Origin of the sequence: Dietzia sp. CH92 (genome assembly GCF_032248695.1) — a bacterium.
Classification (GTDB): domain Bacteria; phylum Actinomycetota; class Actinomycetes; order Mycobacteriales; family Mycobacteriaceae; genus Dietzia.
Map to the genome: position 1 here is coordinate 421,135 of NZ_JAVHXC010000002.1, position 17,739 is coordinate 438,873.

Annotated in this window: 18 protein-coding genes and 2 riboswitches; of the genes, 10 read left to right on the plus strand and 8 right to left on the minus strand. The window is 71.8% G+C overall.

Annotated elements, in window-relative coordinates; genetic code table 11:
* Positions 1-76 precede the first annotated feature (76 nt).
* Positions 77-301, plus strand: a complete 225-nt coding sequence (locus RWK90_RS05355; RefSeq protein ID WP_314035516.1) for a hypothetical protein — start codon at positions 77-79, stop codon at positions 299-301.
* A gap of 132 nt (positions 302-433) precedes the next feature.
* Here RWK90_RS05355 and RWK90_RS05360 read toward each other — a convergent pair whose 3' ends face one another.
* The 3 genes from RWK90_RS05360 to RWK90_RS05370 form a co-directional block, all read right to left on the minus strand.
* Entirely contained in the window at positions 434-1,198 is a 765-nt protein-coding gene (locus RWK90_RS05360; RefSeq protein WP_314035518.1) for a 3-oxoacyl-ACP reductase, read from the minus strand.
* A gap of 129 nt (positions 1,199-1,327) precedes the next feature.
* Positions 1,328-1,425: riboswitch (TPP riboswitch) on the minus strand.
* Between the two features lie 71 nt (positions 1,426-1,496).
* Positions 1,497-1,973 carry an SRPBCC family protein gene (locus tag RWK90_RS05365; RefSeq protein WP_314035520.1) on the minus strand — a complete coding sequence of 159 codons (477 nt, stop codon included), beginning with the start codon at positions 1,971-1,973 and terminating at the stop codon, positions 1,497-1,499.
* 128 nt (positions 1,974-2,101) lie between these two features.
* Positions 2,102-2,416 carry a multidrug efflux SMR transporter gene (locus RWK90_RS05370; protein WP_314035522.1) on the minus strand — a complete coding sequence of 105 codons (315 nt, stop codon included), beginning with the start codon at positions 2,414-2,416 and terminating at the stop codon, positions 2,102-2,104.
* A gap of 10 nt (positions 2,417-2,426) precedes the next feature.
* A riboswitch (guanidine-III (ykkC-III) riboswitch) is annotated at positions 2,427-2,493 on the minus strand.
* A gap of 81 nt (positions 2,494-2,574) precedes the next feature.
* Between RWK90_RS05370 and RWK90_RS05375 the strand changes: the two genes are divergently transcribed.
* From RWK90_RS05375 to RWK90_RS05390, 4 genes are all read left to right on the plus strand, one after another.
* The gene (locus tag RWK90_RS05375; RefSeq protein ID WP_314035524.1) at positions 2,575-3,471 is read left to right on the plus strand and encodes an MOSC domain-containing protein; all 897 of its coding nucleotides are present in this window, start codon (positions 2,575-2,577) and stop codon (positions 3,469-3,471) included.
* Between the two features lie 65 nt (positions 3,472-3,536).
* Positions 3,537-4,379, plus strand: coding sequence for an aspartate dehydrogenase domain-containing protein (locus RWK90_RS05380; protein ID WP_314035526.1), 843 nt, complete (start codon positions 3,537-3,539; stop codon positions 4,377-4,379).
* A 32-nt stretch (positions 4,380-4,411) separates the two neighbouring features.
* Positions 4,412-4,678: a hypothetical protein gene (locus tag RWK90_RS05385; protein WP_314035528.1), complete on the plus strand. Its 267-nt coding sequence runs from the start codon at positions 4,412-4,414 to the stop codon at positions 4,676-4,678.
* 4 nt (positions 4,679-4,682) lie between these two features.
* The gene (locus tag RWK90_RS05390; RefSeq protein ID WP_314035530.1) at positions 4,683-5,867 is read left to right on the plus strand and encodes an FAD/NAD(P)-binding oxidoreductase; all 1,185 of its coding nucleotides are present in this window, start codon (positions 4,683-4,685) and stop codon (positions 5,865-5,867) included.
* A gap of 86 nt (positions 5,868-5,953) precedes the next feature.
* Here the strand turns inward: RWK90_RS05390 and RWK90_RS05395 are convergent, their stop codons facing one another.
* Positions 5,954-8,293 (minus strand): arylsulfatase, encoded by a 2,340-nt coding sequence (locus RWK90_RS05395; RefSeq protein WP_396230275.1) that lies wholly within the window; start codon positions 8,291-8,293, stop codon positions 5,954-5,956.
* A gap of 47 nt (positions 8,294-8,340) precedes the next feature.
* Positions 8,341-9,240 carry a TauD/TfdA family dioxygenase gene (locus RWK90_RS05400; protein ID WP_314035532.1) on the minus strand — a complete coding sequence of 300 codons (900 nt, stop codon included), beginning with the start codon at positions 9,238-9,240 and terminating at the stop codon, positions 8,341-8,343.
* 121 nt (positions 9,241-9,361) lie between these two features.
* On the opposite strand from RWK90_RS05400, the gene RWK90_RS05405 reads away from it, so the two are divergent.
* The gene (locus RWK90_RS05405; RefSeq protein WP_314035534.1) at positions 9,362-9,946 is read left to right on the plus strand and encodes a helix-turn-helix domain-containing protein; all 585 of its coding nucleotides are present in this window, start codon (positions 9,362-9,364) and stop codon (positions 9,944-9,946) included.
* The gene (locus tag RWK90_RS05410) at positions 9,943-10,974 is read left to right on the plus strand and encodes a formylglycine-generating enzyme family protein (RefSeq protein WP_314035536.1); all 1,032 of its coding nucleotides are present in this window, start codon (positions 9,943-9,945) and stop codon (positions 10,972-10,974) included. Before RWK90_RS05405 ends, RWK90_RS05410 begins: the two co-directional genes overlap by 4 nt.
* On the opposite strand, the gene RWK90_RS05415 is transcribed toward RWK90_RS05410, so the two are convergent.
* The 3 genes from RWK90_RS05415 to RWK90_RS05425 all read right to left on the minus strand — a co-directional run bounded on the left by RWK90_RS05415 (position 10,930) and on the right by RWK90_RS05425 (position 13,853).
* Positions 10,930-11,715 carry a TetR family transcriptional regulator gene (locus RWK90_RS05415; RefSeq protein WP_314035537.1) on the minus strand — a complete coding sequence of 262 codons (786 nt, stop codon included), beginning with the start codon at positions 11,713-11,715 and terminating at the stop codon, positions 10,930-10,932. The two genes, RWK90_RS05410 and RWK90_RS05415, sit on opposite strands and share 45 nt — an antisense overlap.
* Positions 11,716-11,812: 97 nt before the next feature.
* Positions 11,813-12,742: an ABC transporter permease gene (locus RWK90_RS05420; RefSeq protein ID WP_314035539.1), complete on the minus strand. Its 930-nt coding sequence runs from the start codon at positions 12,740-12,742 to the stop codon at positions 11,813-11,815.
* A complete protein-coding gene (locus tag RWK90_RS05425) occupies positions 12,735-13,853 on the minus strand; it encodes an ABC transporter permease (protein ID WP_314035541.1) in 1,119 nt (372 codons plus the stop codon). The genes RWK90_RS05420 and RWK90_RS05425 overlap by 8 nt, the downstream gene beginning before the upstream one ends.
* Positions 13,854-14,102: 249 nt before the next feature.
* Here RWK90_RS05425 and RWK90_RS05430 point away from each other — a divergent pair, with 249 nt between their 5' ends.
* Genes RWK90_RS05430 through RWK90_RS05440 form a run of 3 tightly spaced genes read left to right on the plus strand, consistent with a single transcriptional unit; the run spans position 14,103 to position 17,703 of the window.
* Positions 14,103-15,065, plus strand: a complete 963-nt coding sequence (locus tag RWK90_RS05430) for an ABC transporter ATP-binding protein (protein ID WP_396230276.1) — start codon at positions 14,103-14,105, stop codon at positions 15,063-15,065.
* Positions 15,062-16,099, plus strand: a complete 1,038-nt coding sequence (locus RWK90_RS05435; RefSeq protein ID WP_314035545.1) for an oligopeptide/dipeptide ABC transporter ATP-binding protein — start codon at positions 15,062-15,064, stop codon at positions 16,097-16,099. The genes RWK90_RS05430 and RWK90_RS05435 overlap by 4 nt, the downstream gene beginning before the upstream one ends.
* Positions 16,096-17,703 carry an ABC transporter substrate-binding protein gene (locus RWK90_RS05440; RefSeq protein ID WP_314035546.1) on the plus strand — a complete coding sequence of 536 codons (1,608 nt, stop codon included), beginning with the start codon at positions 16,096-16,098 and terminating at the stop codon, positions 17,701-17,703. Before RWK90_RS05435 ends, RWK90_RS05440 begins: the two co-directional genes overlap by 4 nt.
* Positions 17,704-17,739: the final 36 nt, after the last annotated feature.

Here is a 17,739-nt window from a genome sequence, read left to right on the forward strand (position 1 = left end):
CGTCCGGATGCGACCTCGCCACGAATCACCGACACTGCGGAGGACCGCAGACTTCCCTCGAGACGAAGGAGCAAGCATGCCCCGTTACCGCGTGATTGACCCCGACCAGAACGTGATCGACGAGAAGGAGTTCGCTGACGACACCAAGGCGTACGACTGGTTCAAGACGGTCGAGGTCCCGGACGACGCGCTCGGGTACGCCATGGAGGTCGACATGGACGGCAAGTGGACCCGCTTCGAGATCAACGACGGCGGCACCAACACCTCCCCCGCCGCCGACGAGGGCACCGGCACTCCCTGATCCGAGACCCTGCACAACGGGCAGTCGGCCCGTCCAGCACACAATCCGCTACTCCGCCGGCGGATCCGCTACCTCCACGGGAGTAGCGGATTCCGAGGCGGAGTAGCGGATTTCGGAGGGCCCGGCCCGGCCTCACCCGTTGACCAGTCCCCCGTCCACGATGAGGTTCTGCCCGGTCACCGCACGCGCCCACGGGGAGGCGAAGAACAGCACGGCGTCGGCGAGCTCGGCCGGGGTGATCGCACGCCGCAGTGGGGTCCCGGAGGCGATGAGGTCGAACACCTCGGCGGGTGTGGCGGCGCTGGCGTCGGTGGTCTGGAGGAGTCCGCCGGAGACCATGTTCACCGTGATGCCGTCGGGTCCGAGGTCGGCGGCGAGGGTCCGGGTCAGGGACAGCGCGGCGGCCTTGGCGGCGGTGTAGTCGTGGTACGGCACGACGGGGTGCTGGAACAGGTTGGTGCCGATGTTCACGATCCGTCCGGAGCCGGCCTCCCGCATTCCCGGCAGCGTGGCCTGGGTGGTGGCGAGCGTGGCCTTGACGGCTCCGCGCAACTGGGCGTCGAAATCGCCCCAGGTCAGCGCGTCGGGGCGGGGGCGGGCGTCGCCGTTGAACGAGAAGTCGACGAGCGCGTTGTTGATGACCGTGGTGACGGGGGCGCCGAAGTGGGCGCGCGCGGCGTCGACGAGGGCGCGCACCTGGTCGTCGTCGGTGACATCGGCGCGGAGGGCGATGGTCCGGTCGGTGCCGAGTTCGCGGACGAGGTCGTCGGCGGCGGCCTCGCTGCGGTGATAGTTGACGACGACGAGAGCGCCTTCGCGGGAGAAGGCGCGACTGATGTCTGCACCGAGTCCGCGGGCTCCGCCGGTGACCAGGACGACCTGCTCGTCGATTCGCACACTGTGTCCGCTGTTCACTGCCACTCACTTCCCGGTGGTCCCGGCGAGGGTGACGATGTGGCTCCGCTCGTCGACCACGCCGGTGCGCGGTGGTCGGGCGGCGGCGCCACGACCCGCGGTGACGGGCGGTGTGCGCCGTATCGACATTCCTTCGCTGGAACTACCCAGATCAGGTTCGACGGGTGTGATCTCAGCCGCCCGGATGGGCAGCACCCCGTGTCGCCGACCACCTTAGATCACCGGGCGGGAGGACCAGGCGGCACCCGCACTGATCTGTGGAGCGCGTGTCAGCGCGTGATCACGTCGCGGTCTCGTACTTCGCCGCGAGCTTCGACAGCGTCTCGGTGATGCCCGCCGCGTTCTGCTTGTCCACGCCGACGATCTCGAAGAACTTCCCCAGCTTGGACGGCCGGTTGTCGAAACTCTCCACGACCTCGGTCCTCCCGCCCGGGGCCGGGGTGAACTCCCAGCGCCACCGGTGACCGGCGGGATGCGCCCACTCGATCACCTTCCGGGTGGGGGTGTCGCGGTATTCGGTCACCGTGCAGGTGATGCGGTAGGGCACGCCGTACATCCGCATCGCGGTGGTGAACTTGGCCCCGGCATGAAGGGTCGACGGCCCCTGGACGTTGTCCCGCACGGTTCCGGAGCCGTCGACGAGCCCGTGCTTCCGGGGATCGTTGACGAGGGCGAACAGTTCCTCGGCGGGTGCGTTCACGGTGACGCTGCGGGCGACCACGCGTGGTCCGCGGTCGACGGTGCTGATTGCGGTCATAGGAGGAGAACCTTCCTTGTGGACTCGGCCCGCTCTCGGACTCGGCGGATCGGCGAGCTCGGGTGCGGTGCAGCCCACCGTACGGCCGGGCTACGACATCGTGCGGCCCTTCGGGCATGCCCGATGGATCAACTGACGGCCTTGAGTCCGACCACGCCGCCGACGATCATCGCGAGGAACAGCACTTTCGCGGCCGAGACGGGTTCCGCACCGGTGACCATCGCGTAGACGACGGTCAGCGAGGCACCGATGCCGACCCAGACCGCGTACGCGGTGCCCACGGGCAGGTCGCGCATCGCGTAGGCCAGACCGACCATGCTCACGACCAACGCGACGCCGAACACGGCCGAGGGCCACAGTCGCGTGAACCCCTCCGAGCGGCCGAGCGCCGTGGCCCACACCGCCTCCAGAACTCCGGACAGAACGAGTACGACCCACGCCATGACAGCCTCCTGCGGGCCGTCTTGTCGCACACCGGGTACGGCACCCCTCGTCCGGAGGCCCCGGGCCGGGGCTCTGTTTCTCAGGCTCGCACGCGGCACCCTGGTGGGCAACGTCAGATCCGTCACCACGGCCGCCCCCGGAACCTAGGCTGGCCTCCATGAGAGTGGGCGTGGTCTCTGAGCTGTGGCGTTACCCCGTCAAGTCGATGCGGGGTGACCGCATCACCGAGACCGCCGTGACCGAGAGCTGGGGGTTGCCCGGTGACCGTGGCTGGGTCGTGCGGGACGAGGAGGCCGGTGAGATCCGCAGCGCCAAGAAGCTCGCGGACCTCCTCCGGTTCCACGCCCGCTACCTCGAGGAGCCCCTCGCCGACGCCACGCCGCCGGTCGAGATCGAGTTCCCGGACGGTTCGACGGTGCGGAGCGACGACGACCGGGTCCACGAACTGCTCTCGGCCGCGCTGGGTCGGCGGGTCAGCCTGCATCCGCGCCGGCCGGCGGACGACCACGAGCACTACCGGCGCCTCGCCGTCGACGAGGCGGACCTGCGGTCTCAGCTCGGCCTCGGACCCGATGACCCTTTCCCGGAGTTCACGGGGATGCCCGCGGACGTCCTCGCCGAGTTGGAGGACTACGCCAGCCCGCGCGGCACGTACTTCGACGCCCTGCCGTTGTCGCTGCTGACCAGTACCGCACTCCGGTCACTGCAGTCCGCGCTTCCGGACTCGGTGATCGATCCCCGCCGGTTCCGCAAGAACATCATCGTTCAGCACGAGTCGGAGGGATCCGGCGCGGGTGCGGACGCCGACGCGCCCGGAGGCGGGCACCCCGAGTTCGACTGGGTGGGTCGCCGCCTGGCCGTCGGCGAGGTGGAATGCGAGGTCGTCATGCGGATCTCACGCTGCCGCATGGTGACCCTGCCGCAGGCCGACCTGCCTCACGATCGCGGCATCCTGCGGTCGCTCGCCCGCGAGAACGGCTCGAAGTTCGGGGTCTACCTGCGCGCTCTCACTCCGGGCACGATCCGCGAAGGCGACGAGGTCCAGCTCGTCTGAACTCCGGTCTGGTCCACGGGTCCGGAGAGGAGCGGGCCCGTTCGCGGCTGGGTACGGTCGGGGCCATGCCCCCTCTCCCCTCGCCTTCGACCCGACCGACATCCGGAGCAGAACTGACGGTGGCGGTCGTCGGCGCCGGCGCGATCGGCGGCGCCGTCATCGAGGCGCTCGAGCAGGGCCGGGTCCCGGGTGCGAGGCTCGGCGCGGTGCTCCGATCGAACAGCACGGAGAGCGAGATCGAGGCCGCCGTCGACGCGGCCGACGTGGTTGTCGAGGCCAGCAGCGTCGCGGCCGCCGAGGCGTACATCCCGCGGGTCACGGCCACCGGGACGGACATCATCGTGTGCTCGTGCGGTGTCTTCGCCCGGCACGACGACCCCCGCACCCTCCCCGCGCCGGGCCCGCACGCCGGGCGGGTCCTCGTACCGGCCGGCGCGATCGGCGGTCTGGACGTGCTGGCGGCGGCCGCCCGCGCGGAGACCGGCGAAGCCCGCGTCCGCCACGTCACCATCAAGTCCCCGGCCGCCCTGAACGTGGGCGACGAGCTCGCCGGACCTCGCGAGGTGTTCCGCGGCTCGGCCCGCGAGGCCGCGCTCGAGTTCCCCCTCACCTCCAACGCCTCCGTCGCCCTCGCTCTGGCGACGCTCGGCCTGGACCGGACCGAGGTGAGCGTCGTCGCCGACCCGGACGTCGAACGCACCCGCCACGTCGTGGAGTGGGAGTCCCCCGTGGGCCGCTACGAGCTGCGGTTCGAGAACGCCGTGGACCCCGACTCCGGTGGCCGCACTTCGGCGATCACCGCCTGGTCGGTGGTGGGGGTCCTCCACGCGCTCGCGGCCGGGGTCGGGCCGGGGGTCGTGGTCCTCGGGGGCGATCGACCGGTGGAAGGCGCCACGCCGAGCCCCTAACGTGTGGGTTCCAGTCGATCGAGAGGTGCGAAATGACCAACGCCCGACCGTCAGACCCCGACCCTGCCCAGAGCCCCGACGTGGACAGCCACGGCGCGGCACCCGCCGGCATCACGCCGGACTCCGACTCCACCTCGTTGCAGTCGGACAGCGCCACCAACAAGCAGGGCCCTCTGCAACAGCAGAGCCCGACACCTCAGCCCGGCAACAAAGCCGCGTACGTGTGGATCGCGGTCATCGCCGTCGTCGTCCTCCTCGTCGTCATCGGGCTCGTCGGCTACGCGTTCGAAGTGTTCTGACGCCATGCCCGCCGCGTTCGACACCGTGATCGTCGGGGCGGGCAACGCCGGGGTCTCCCTGGCCGCCCGCCTCAGGCGCGACGGCGTGCGCAGCGTCGCGCTCATCGACCCCAGCCCCGTGCACCGGTACCGACCGATGCTCAACTACGCGGCGGCCGGGCAGGCCCGCATGTCACGGTACGAACGGCCCATGGCGACCGTCGTCCCCGACGGCGTCGAGCTCCTCCCCCACGCGGCGACCCGTGTCGACCCCGCCGAGCGCACGGTCACCCTGGACACGGGCGCCACCGTCGGCTACCGCGACCTCGTGGTGTGCCCCGGCCTGACCCCGCACTGGGACGCCGTCCCGGGGCTGCAGGAGGGCTACGTCGACGGGTGGGCGGTGTCCGCACACGTGCCCGAGTACGCCGGCCGGGCGTGCGCCGCCCTGGTCCGCGTACGCGAGGGCACCGTGGTGTTCTCGGTCCCGCCGGAACCCGCCTCCTGTGGCGGCACGGTGCTCAAGGCGATGTTCCTGGCCTGTGACCACTGGCGGCGCGAGGACGTGCTCGACCGGATAGACATCCACCTGGTGACCCCGTTCCGCGGGCTCCTCGGTCTCGAGCACGCCGACCGGAGGCTGCGGCCGTTCATCGAGCGGTACGGCATCACCGTGCACGAGCAGTCGCGCATCGACTCCGTGGACCATCACGCCCGCACGGTCGCGGTCGCCGGCCCGACCCCCTCGACCATCGAGGACGTCCACCTGGCCTACGTCACCCCGCACTCCCGCGCGCCCCGGTTCGTCGCCGACTCCGGCCTGGCCACCGACGACGACGCCGCCCTGGTCGACGTCGACCCGGGCACCCTGCGTCACACCCGCGTCGACACCGTCTGGGGACTCGGGGACGCCGCGACGGTCGGCACCCGCCCGTCGGGCGGCGCGTTGCGGGACCAGGTGGGGGTGGTGGCCGACAACCTGCGCGCCACCCGCGACGGTGGGGCGCTACGGGAGTACGACGGCTACACGGTCATCCCCGTCGCCGTGAGCAGGAACCGGCTGGTGCTCGACGAGCACGACCGGAGCGGGCGGCCGGCCCCCTCGGTCCGCGGGATCGACCTCACCGTGCCACGGCGGGCGACGTACGCGTTCGACCGGTTCGTCCAACCCGTCGTGTACTTCCGCAAGCTCCTGCGCGGGCGGGTCTGAGCCGGCCGGCCACCTGAGCGCGGGGCGCCCGAGCGCAGGGGCGCGGCCGGCACGCCCGCCGCGCCCCGGGCCGCGCCCCGCGCTGATCAGTGCGTCGCCAGCTCGATGCTCTCCCTCCTCGCCCGCGGCAGCTCGCTGCCACGCTGCAGGTCCACCCGCACGTGGTGCAGCGTCGCTCCGCGGACCGGGAACGCCCCCTCGTAGGCGGTGCTCACCGCACTGCCGCGACTGCGGCCGACGTCCAGGGTCTCGTTCATGCTGAACATCGCGGGGGCCGTCACGGCGATGCGGCCCCGACCGACCTCCTCGCCGTCGACGAGCAGGGACAGGTCGGCGCCGGCGGCGATCCCGCCGTCGTAGCCGAACTCCAGCTCGACGGTGCGGGCGCCCGCCGGGAGGGGCTCGCTGCCGGCGGCGCGACCGTGGTGGCGGCCGAAGAAGTTGTACTCGAACACCGGCACGCCGTCGAGGAGGTACAGCGTCAGGCCGCCGAACCGCCCGCCCATGCTCAACAGGACCCCCTCGCACTCCCCCACCTCGTGCACGTCGAGCGACGCGGTGAGCAGGAACCCCCTGTTGAACAGCGTGGGCGCGGCCTTCTCGTTGAGCCCGTCCATGTGGGGGTACAGGGTGATGGAGGACCGGCCGGCCATGGGGTGGGGCGGCCGGCTGTCGGGGCGGGCCTGGCGGCCGACGGTGCTGTCGTCGAGCGGCAGGACGTCGTAGCGGGCGGCCTCGGCGATGAACTTGGTCTTGAGCCGGTCGAGGACGTCCGGGTGCTCGTCGGCCAGGTCGCGGGCCTGCGACCAGTCCACGCGGGTGTCGTACAGCTCCCAGGTGCTGGAGGCCAGGTCGCCCAGGTCCACCCGGGAGGCCATGAGCCAGGGGGCGCGCTGGACGGTGACGGCGGTCCACCCGTGGTCGTAGATCCCGCGGTTGCCGAAGATCTCGAAGTACTGGGTGGTGTGCCGGTCCGGGGCGTCGGGTTCGGTGAACGTGTAGGTCATGCCGACGCCCTCGAGTGGTTTCTGCGCGACCCCGTCCACGGTGTGCGGCATGGGCAGGCCGGCCGCCTCGAGGATCGTCGGCGTGATGTCCACGCAGTGGTGCCACTGGTGGCGCAGCCTGCCGGGTTCGGCGATCCGCCCCGGCCAGTGCGCGACGAGCCCGTTGCGGGTGCCGCCGTAGTGGGAGGCGACCTGCTTGGCCCACTGGTACGGGGTGTTGAGCGCGAGCGCCCACGACGCCGGGAAGTGCGGGTACGAGTCGGGGCCGCCGAGGTCGTCGAAGTTCTCCAGCAGTTCCTGCGTGGTGGAGGGCAGGCCGTTGAGCCCGGCCAGGTAGTTGAAGGCCCCCAGCCGCCCGCCCTCGGTGGAGGCACCGTTGTCGCCGACCATGTACAGCACGAGGGTGTTATCGAGCGCACCGGTGGCGGCGAGGTGGTCGATGAGTCTGCCCACCTGGTCGTCGGTGTGCTCGAGGAACCCGGCGTACAGCTCCATGAGGCGGGAGGCGACCCGCCGTTCCTCGTCGTCGAGCTCCTCCCAGTGCGGTAGTCCCGGGGCCCAGGGGCCGAGCTCGGTGTCGGGTGGCACCACGCCGAGGTCCTTCTGGCGTTCGAGCGTCTGCTCCCGCAGCGCGTCCCAGCCCTCGTCGAACCGCCCGGCGTACCGGTCACGGTGGGACTCGGGCACGTGCAGGGGCGCGTGGACGGCACCGAACGGCAGGTAGCAGAACCAGGGCTGGCCCGGGGAGACGGAGTCCAGCTCGTCGATCCACTGCACGGCGCGGTCCACGAGGTCCTCGGTGAGGTGGTAGCCCTCCTCCGGCGTGCGCGGCGGATCCACCTGGCGGCGGCCGTCGTAGAGGACGGGGGTGAAGTGGTCGGCCTCGGCGCCGAGGAACCCGTAGAAGGTGTCGAAGCCCTCCTCGGTGGGCCAGCGGTCGAAGGGGCCGGCGGCGGTGGTCTCCCAGGGCGGGGTCTGGTGCATCTTGCCGAACGCCCCGGTGGCGTACCCGTTGCCGCGCAGCACGCGGGCGACGGTGGCGGCGGAGTCCGGGCGGACGCCGGTGTAGCCGGGTGCGCGGGTGGCCATCTCGGAGATCACGCCCATGCCGACGCTGTGGTGGTTGCGTCCGGTGAGGGTGGCCGCGCGGGTCGGCGAGCACAGGGCGGTCGTGTGGAACCGCGTGTAGGCGGCGCCGTCGCGGGCGAGGCGCTCGATGGTGGGTGTGTGGCACGGGCCGCCGAAGGCGGAGGAGGTGCCGAACCCCACGTCGTCGAGCATGACGAGCAGGATGTTGGGCGCCGATTCCGGCGGGCGGACCTGCTCGGCTCCCGGGAACGGGTCGTGTTGGTGGCGGCGGTCCATCTCGGCGGCCACGCGCGACGCGAGGCGGCGGACGGGCACGACGTGGCGGTCCAGGGTCGGATCGTCGGCGCGGCCCGGTGTCGGGCGGTCGTGGGGCGTCGTCATGCCGGCACGTCCCCGACGATCGCGACGCGCTCCATCACGCGTCGGTGCGGGAAGTAGTCGCTACACGCGTAGTGCTGGGTGGCGCGGTTGTCCCAGAACGCGACCGTGCCGGGGGCCCACCGCAGGCGCACCTGGAAATCGGGCATCTTCACCTGGTCCAGCAGGCGGCGCAGCAGCTCCCGCCCCTCGACGGGGTCCACGCCGTCGATCTCGGTGGTGAACAGGCTGTTGACGAACAGCAGCTTGCGGCCTGTCTCGGGGTGCGTGCGGACCACGGGGTGGTGCTGCGGCGGGTACTGCGCCTGCATCTCGGCGAGCCTGTCCGGGGTCATCCCGCGGCCGAACGACGGGGTGAAGTCGTGCGTGGCGGTGAGTCCGTCGATCCGCTCGCGGATGTCGGCGGGCAGGGCGTCGTAGGCGTTGCCCATGTCGGACCACAGGGTGTCGCCGCCGGCGTCGGGCACCTCGATCGCGCGGAGCACCGAGCCCAGGGGCGGGCGGTCCTTCCAGGTCACGTCGACGTGCCAGATGTTCTCCATGCCCGGGTTGTCCTGGCCGCGGTCGAAGCGGACGACCTCGGGGATCTCGCCCTGGTCGAGGATCGGGTGGACCTCGAGCTCGCCCCAGTGGGCGGCGAAGTCGCGGTGCTGGTGGGCGGTGAGGTGCTGCTGGTCGCGGAAGAACAGGACCTTGCGTTCGAGGAGCGCGGTCCTCAGTTCGGCGATCTGTTCGGGGGTCGGCGCGGCGAGGTCCACGCCCTCGATGTCGGCGCCGATGAACGGGGTGACGGGCCGCACGCCGATGTGCTGGTAGGTGGCGGGCGGGGCGTCGTCGGCTCCGAGCCTGAGGCGCTTGGGGCCGAACTCGATCTGGTGGTCGCCGATGGTGACCTGCATGGGGGTTCCTCTCGTGACGGCGGGTTCCGCGGGCGGCGGCGGTGGTGGTGGTGGCCGGGCGTAGACGGTTGTCTACAGGCGGGCCTGTCCAGACAGTAGACGTTCGTCTACAGTTGCGTCCATGGAACGCGCCACACCGGATCGCCCCGTCGGTCGAGACGCCGTCCGCCGCGCCGTGTTGGGCACGGCCCGGCGGGTCTTCGCCGCCCGCGGGCCGCGCGCGCCGCTACGCCTGGTGGCCGAGGCCGCGGGGGTCAACCTCGGCCTCATCCACCGGCACATCGGGAACAAGGACGACCTGCTGGCGGCGGTCCTCGAGGAGGGCCTGCGCCACGGATCCGCCCACGTCGCCCAGCACGACGACGCCGGCCGGGCCGTCCGCGCCATGCTCGCCGGGGCCACGGCCAACCCGGACTTCAGCCGGCTGCTCGTGTGGTTGTCACTGGACCCCGACTCCGTGGCGCGCCCGCTCCTCGACGCCTCGACGCGCCCCGCCCGCGCGGTGGCCCACATGACCGCTCCCCCGCCGGCCGGCGACCTGCACCTCGCCCTGGCGCTCACGGTGATCTACGCCTGGCCGGTGCTCCGCGAGCAGATCCTCGACGTGCTGGAGGTCCCGGCCGCCGCGCGCGAGGACGTGGACGAGCGCATGGGCGCGCTGCTGTCCGAGGTGGTCACCGGGGTCGGCGCGGAGGGACGAGGATGACGGACCCGACGGCGAGGTCGACGACGACGAGGTCGTGCTGCGCACCGGCGGGCCCGCCCGTGCCGGAGGAGCCGAACGGTCCGGCCCTCCGGGTCCCCGGCCAGGCCCGCGGGGGCGGCAGCGCGGCGGGGCGGGGCGCCGACCGGCCCCGGCGGCAGGTGGTGGTGCCCGCGGGCAGCTTCCTCATGGGCGACCACTTCGACGAGGGCTACCCCGATGACGGCGAACTGCCCGTCCACGAGGTGAGCCTCCGGGCGTTCCGCATGGACGAGTGCGCGGTGACCAACGCCCAGTTCGCCACGTTCTGCAAGGACACGGGCTACGTCACCGACGCTGAGCGGGTGGGCGTGTCCCCGGTGTTCCACCTGGCCGTGGAGGCCGACCGGTCCGATGTGCTCCACCGGCTCGACACCACACCGTGGTGGGTGGCCGTGCGCGGCGCGGACTGGCGCCACCCCGGGGGCCGGCGGTCCTCGATCACGGGCCTGCAGAACCACCCGGTCGTGCACGTGTCGTGGAACGACGCGACGGCCTACTGCGACTGGGCGGGCGCGCGGCTGCCCACCGAGGCGGAGTGGGAGTACGCGGCCCGCGGCGGACTGGCCGGCGCCCGGTTCCCGTGGGGCGACGAGCTCAGCCCGCGCGGCCGGTGGAACCTCAACGTGTGGCAGGGGCGCTTCCCCACCCACAACACCCTGGACGACGGCCACCTGACGACCGCGCCCGTGCGGGCGTACCGCCCCAACGGCTACGGCCTGCACCAGATGGTCGGCAACGTGTGGGAGTGGTGCGCGGACGTGTTCGACCCGGGCTACTACGCGGACTCACCCCGGGAGGACCCGCGCGGCCCGCTCCCCGGCGGCGGCCCCGCCGCGGGCCCGGACGACGACACCTGGCGGGTGATGCGCGGCGGGTCGTACCTGTGCCACGACTCGTACTGCTACCGCTACCGGGTCGCGGCGCGGTCGGCCAACACGGCCGGATCAGCGACCGCCAACCTCGGGTTCCGCTGCGTCCGCGACCTCTGAGCCCGCGACGGGTCCGCCGACGACCTCGACGGATCCGCCCGCGACCGCGGCGGGCCGGTTCGCGCCGCCGTCGGACGCGCCCTGCCCGGCCCGCAGCGCCGCCTCGATCATGTCGTAGAGGTGGGCCACGACCTTGTCGAACTCGGAGTTGACCACAGTACTGCGGGCGTCGCGTCGGTCCTCGTAGACGGCGAGCGCGCCGGTGAACATCTGGACGGCCAGATCGATCCGCTCGAACGCGACCCGCCGGGGCAGGTGCGAACACACGTCGATGAGGCGCACCACCACGTCGTCGGTGGCGGTGCGCAGCCGCACCTCGGGCGCCTCGGGCCCCATCACCGGCCCGACCCGCTGCAGGAAGCGGGCGTAGTGGGTGGCGTCCGGGGTCGCGCGCAGCAGTTCGACGATCGGTTCGAACAGCACCCGCACCAGCGAGGCGAGGTCCGTGCCGAGGCCCTGCTCGTCGACCTCGGCCAGGCGCTGCTGCCGCACCGCGTCCAGGGCGGTGAGCCGGCGGCGCAGGACCTGCAGGATGAGCCCGTCCCGGCTCCCGAAGTGGTACTGCACCGCCGAGTTGTTGCGCTGCCCGGCGGCGGTGGCGACATCGCGCATCGACACCCGGTCGAGGCCGCGTTCGCCGATCAGCTTCTCGGCGATCTCGATCATCGCCGTCTTGGCGTCCCTGGCCGGGGAGGCGCCGTTCGGCCCGGTGTCAGCCGGGGCGTCGTTCGTCCGCTCCATCGAGCCCACTCCTTCGGCGCCGTACTCGGCGGCCCTCATGGTCGGCGGCCTGGGTCATCGGCCGCGTCGGCCGGCCCGGACGGGCCGGCCGATCGGGTCAGATCTTGGCGGCGCCCGGGCTCCACTTGCGTCCGGCCGCCTCACCCAGCTGATTGAAGCTCAGGACGGTGAGGAACAGCACGAACGCGGGGATGCCGACGAGGTAGGGGTAGCGCTCGAAGTCGGGCTGACCGGCGCTGATCATGTTGCCCCAGGTCGGCTCGGGGCGCGGGATGCTCAGCCCCAGGTAGCTCAGCGAGGCCTCGGCCACGATGAGCACCGCGACCAGCATGAAGCTGTAGGACAGCACCGGCGCGACGATGTTCGGGGCCACCTCGCGCAGCATGATGCGGATCTCCCCGGCGCCGAGCGAGCGGGCCGCGGTGACGAACTCGCGCCCGGCGAAGCTCATGGCGTTGGCGCGCACGAGTCGCGCGTACGACGGCACCACCATGATCCCCAGCGCGAGGGTGACGTTGAGCAGGGTCGGCTCGAGCACCGTGATGATCGCGATGAGCAGGATCAGCGACGGGAACGCGAGCAGCACGTCGCTGATGATGGAGACCACGCGGTCGGCCCAGCCGCCCTTGTACCCGGCCACCAGGCCGAGCGCGCCGCCGATGAGGCCGCCGATGATCACGCCGCCGATGCCCACGACGATCGAGACGCGCGCGCCGTAGAGCAGGCCGCCGAGGATGTCGAGGCCCTGCCGGTCGGTGCCCAGGGGGAAGTCCGAGGCCAGGTCCGGCGGCAGCAGGGACGGCGTCGTGAGCGCGAGCGCCGGGTCGCGGGCCTCCGCCAGCGGCAGGAAGTCGACGATGAGGGCACCCAGCACGATGAGGACGGTCCAGCCGAGGGCGATCCACGTGCCGAGGCCGGAGAGCCTGGGCAGCCGGAGCTTGCGCCGGGCGGGGGCGTCCGCCGCGACGGTCGCGGTCGCGGTCGCGGGGGACGCGCCGCGCGGGAGGGTCGTATCGATGTCAGCCACGGCGGATCCTCGGGTCGATGAGTGCGTAGGCGACGTCCACGGTCATGTTGACCAGGACGTAGAAGGCGGCGATGACGATGACGCCACCGAGCACCACGGGGAGATTGTCGTTCTGCACGGCGTCGACGATCATGCTGCCCATCCCCGGCAGGTTGAACAGGCGCTCGACCACCACTGTGCCGCCGATGAGGCGGCCGAGGCTGATGCCGGCGAGGGTGATGATGGAGACCGTCGACGGCCGCAGGGCCTCCTTGACCAGGACGTGCCCGGTGGGCATGCCCTTCGCGCGCGCCGAGAGGACGAAGTCCTGCTGCAGCGTCGAGATCATGTCGGTGCGCAGGACGCGGGTGAAGATCGCGACCTCCATGAGCGCCAGCGTCAGGGCCGGCAGCGCGATGCTGCGCAGGTTCTCGCCCAGCCCCTCGTCCAGCGGCACGTAGCCCTGGCGCGGGAACTCGGGCAGGAAGGTGGCGATCAACGCGAGCACGCCGCCCGCCACGAGGCCGGCGATGAGCGCCTTGCCCCACATGACGCCGGGCGCCCCGGGCCCGCCCCGGCGGCCCAGCGGCGACAGCGCCACCGCGAGACCGACCACGGCCGCGAGCCCCAGGATGAGCTGCTGCGCGAACGAGTGGTTGAACACCAGCAGGTAGATGAGCAACAGGCCGGCCACGAAGCTCGGCACCGAGATGAACGCGAACGCGACGATCGAGGCCACCTGGTCGAACACGCCACCGCGGCGGTAGGCCGACCACACCGCGACCGGCACGGCGATCGCCAGCGACAGGATGATCGACAGGAACGCGAGCTGGATGGTCACCGGCAGGGCGTTGCCGATCATCTCGGTGACGGGCTGGTTGGGCTGGATGAGCGAGTTGCCGAGATCGGCCGAGAGCATGCTGCCCGCCCAGTCGGCGAAGCGGACCGCCAGCGGATCGTCGAGCCCGAGCTCCTCCCTGGCGGCCAGATACTGCTCCTCGGTCGCGCCCGGTCCGACGGCCGAGGCCGCGGCGTCACCGGGGACGGCCTCCATCAGGAAGAACGCGCCGATCGCGGCGAGTATGACGACGACGACCGCGTGCAGAGCGCGTTCGCCTATGAACCTGAGCACGTGGGGAGACCCCTTCGTTGAGTCACCGCATGAGGCGGTTACTTAATCATCTTGACGAAGCCACACTAGTTCGTGATACTCGTCACAGCAACACGTTCTAAGTACATGACTTAGAGCCGGTACTCACACCAGGAGGCAGCCATCGCCGCCGCACCACCAAGCGGGCCCGTGACCACGGACACGGACCTGCTGCTCGAGGTCCGGGACCTGCGCACCCACATCGACACCCCGGCGGGTCGGATCACCCCCGTGGACGGGGTCGACATCTCACTGCGTCGCGGCGAGACGATCGGCATCGTGGGCGAGTCGGGGTCGGGCAAGTCCATGCTCGTCCGGTCGATCATGGGCATCGCCCCGTCCACCGCACGGGTCGACCCGTCCTCGACGGTCCGCTTCGACGGCCGCGACGTCCTCAAGCTCACCCGCCGGGACGCGCAGAAGTTCTGGGGCCGCGAGATCGCCATGGTCTTCCAGGACCCGCTCACCTCGCTCAACCCCATCCGGACGATCGGTCGTCAGATCATCGACCCGCTGCGCCACCACCTGGGCCTGAGCCGCAAGGACGCGGCGGACCGCGCCGTCGAGATGCTCACCCGCGTGCGCATCCCCTCGCCCAGGACCCGGCTGAACGAGTACCCGCACCAGCTCTCCGGCGGCATGCGCCAGCGCGTCGGCATCGCCATCGCCCTGTCCTGCGAGCCCAAGCTGCTCATCGCCGACGAGCCCACCACCGCGCTCGACGTCACCGTGCAGCACGAGATCCTCGACCTCCTGCACGGCCTGCAGACCGACTCGGACATGGCGATGATCCTGGTGAGCCACGACCTGGCGGTGGTCTCCCAGCACACCGACCGGATCGGCGTGATGTACGCCGGCCGCTTCCTCGAGGTGGGCGACACCCGCGCCCTGCTCGACGAGCCGGCGCACCCGTACACCGGCGCCCTGCTCGACTCGATCCCGCGCCCGGACCAGCCTCCGCACACCATGCTCACCGTGATCGAGGGACGCCCGCCGAACCTGCGGGACATGCCCGCCGGCTGCCGGTTCGCCCCCCGCTGTCCGCGCGTGGCCGACGACTGCCTGACCGTGGACCCGCCGCTCGAGGACCTCACCGGAACGCCCGGGCTCACCCCGCAGTTCTCCGTCCACCGGGTCGGCTGTCTGCACCCGACAATCCCCGCCCCCATGAGCACCACCAGCGAGGCATCATGACCGTCTCTCCCCCCGACCTCGCCGGTTCCGCGGACACCGGGATCGCGGGCCGTCCGACCGACGCCAAGCTCGTCGTCGACGCCGTCACCGTCGAGTACCACACCCGCAAGGGCACCGTTCACGCCGTCTCGGACGTCTCCCTGGACGTCCCCCGCGGCTCCACGCTCGCCCTCGTCGGCGAGTCCGGCTGCGGCAAGTCCAGCCTCGGCCGGGCGATGCTACAGCTGCCACGCCCCTCCGCCGGGCGCGTCATGGTGGACGACACGGACCTCTGCGCCCTGTCCGGTTCCTCGCTCAAGGAGGCGCGCAAGCGGATCCAGATGGTGTTCCAGGACCCCATCTCCTCGCTCAACCCGCGCCGCAAGGTCCGCGACATCGTCGCCGAGGGCCTGGAGATCCAGGGCGTCGACGGCGGCCGCGAGGAGATCCGGCGCCGCGTCGACGCCGCCCTCGAGGCGGTCGGCCTCGACCCCGAGCACGCCGGCGACCGCCGCCCGTCGGAGTTCTCCGGCGGGCAGTGCCAGCGCATCGCGCTCGCCCGGGCGCTCGTCCTGGAGCCCGAGGTGCTCGTCTGTGACGAGCCCGTCTCCGCGCTCGACGTCTCCGTGCAGGCGCAGATCCTCAATCTCCTCGAGGAGATGAAGGAGCGCTACCAGTTGACGATGGTGTTCATCTCCCACGACCTGTCGGTGGTCCACAACATCGCCGACCGCGTGGCCGTGATGTATCTCGGCATGGTGTGCGAGGTCGCCGACACCGAGACGCTGTACCGGGCCCCGGCCCACCCGTACACGATGCTGCTCATCTCCTCGGCCCCCACGCTCGGCGGCACGCTCGCCGACACGCTCGGCGAGGAGTCCATCACCGCGACCAGCTCCGAGCTGCCCTCGCCCCTGAACCCCCCGTCCGGATGCAGGTTCCGCACCCGGTGTCCCCGGGCCACCGAGCTCTGCGCCGCCGAACGTCCCCCGCTCACCACCATCGCGCCCGGCCACCAGGTCGCGTGCCACCACCCCCTCCAGGAGAACTCATGAAGCGCACCACCGGTGCCCTGGCCGTCCTCGCGACGGCCGCCCTGACCCTGTCCGCGTGTGGTGGAGGCGGCGACGAGTCCACCTCCGCCGCCGGCGGCGCCGAGGGCCAGGCCCCCGACCAGTCCGAGCGCTGCACCGAGGACCTGGCGGGCGGCACGATCACCGTCGGCGAGTTCTCCATGCTCCCGTCGTTCGCGCCCGGCCAGGGCCAGTACGGCGTCCGCGGCGGCGCCCAGTCGGCGGCCGTCTACGACCGGCTCATGGTGTGGAACCCCGAGGCCGCGGAGTTCGAGCCCAAGCTCGCCGAGTCCCTCGAGGCCAACGAGGACAACACCGTGTGGACCCTCAAGCTCCGCGACGGCGTCACCTTCTCCAACGGCGACCCGCTCACCGCCGAGGACGTGGTGTTCACGGTGGGCCTGCACAAGGACCCCGCGAACCGGTCGACCGCGATGACCGACGCGATGGAGATCTCCGAGGCCCGCGCGGTGGACCCGCTCACTGTGGAGTTCACGCTCGCCGACCCGTGGGCCGGGTTCCCCGTGACCCTCGCCGGCACCGTCGGTGAGGTCATCCCCAAGAACGCCTACGAGGCCGCCGACCCGCAGGAGTGGTCCCGCAACCCGATCGGCGCCGGCGCCTTCACCGTGGCCGAGTACATCCCGGACCAGAAGACCGTGCTCGAGCCCAACCCGGAGTACTACGGCGGGCCCGTCTGCCCGACGCTGGAGTTCATCCGCATCCCCGGCTCGCAGAGCACCTTCGACGCCTTCAAGACCGGCGAGATCCAGGTCGGCTTCCTGCGCGGCGCCAAGTTCACGTCCATGGCCCAGGCCGAGGACGTCCGCGGCTTCGAGGAGATCATCAGCTCCGGCTCGGTGATCAACATGAACTCGGGCAAGGCCGGCTACGACGGCATCCTCACAGACGCCCGCGCCCGCCAGGCCGTCGCCGCGGCGATCGACCGGGACCTGTGGAACCAGCGCCTCTACGACGGCGAGGGCCAGCCGACCTCCGCGCTGGTCGCCGACTCCTCCCGCCTCTACGACGGGCAGGAAGGGCCCGCGTTCGACGTGGAGAAGGCCAAGTCCCTCGTCGCCGAGCTCAAGGCCGACCGCCCCGACTGGAACGGTGAGCTGCGCATGCTCATCTCCGACGGCCCCGAGAACGTCGAGGCCGGCGTGGTCGCCAAGGCCCTGCTGGACGCGGCCGGGTTCAACGTCGTGATCGACAACGCCCCCGTCTCCCAGGTCACCGCCCGCCAGTTCACGGGTGACTACGAGATCGTGATCGGCGGCCTGGCGCCCTCGGACGCCGACCTGGCGTCGACCTTCGCCAGCGCGTTCACCCCGGGCGGGGCCACCAACCTCACGGGCATCGACGACCCGGAGCTGTCCGCCGCGGTCACCGAGCTCAAGGCCGCCGCCGACGTCGACTCCCAGAAGGCCGCGCTCACGCGCCTGCAGGAGGTCTTCAACGAGGTCCAGCCGTTCACCGTCGTCGCCAACGGCGAGCAGTACGTGGCCGTCTCCGACACCGTCGGCGGCCTCACCCCGACGCTGTCCTCGACCGTCCTGTACGACGGGGCCTTCGTCAAGAAGTGACCGTCACCGCGTGACACCCGGCGTCGCCGGCGGGCC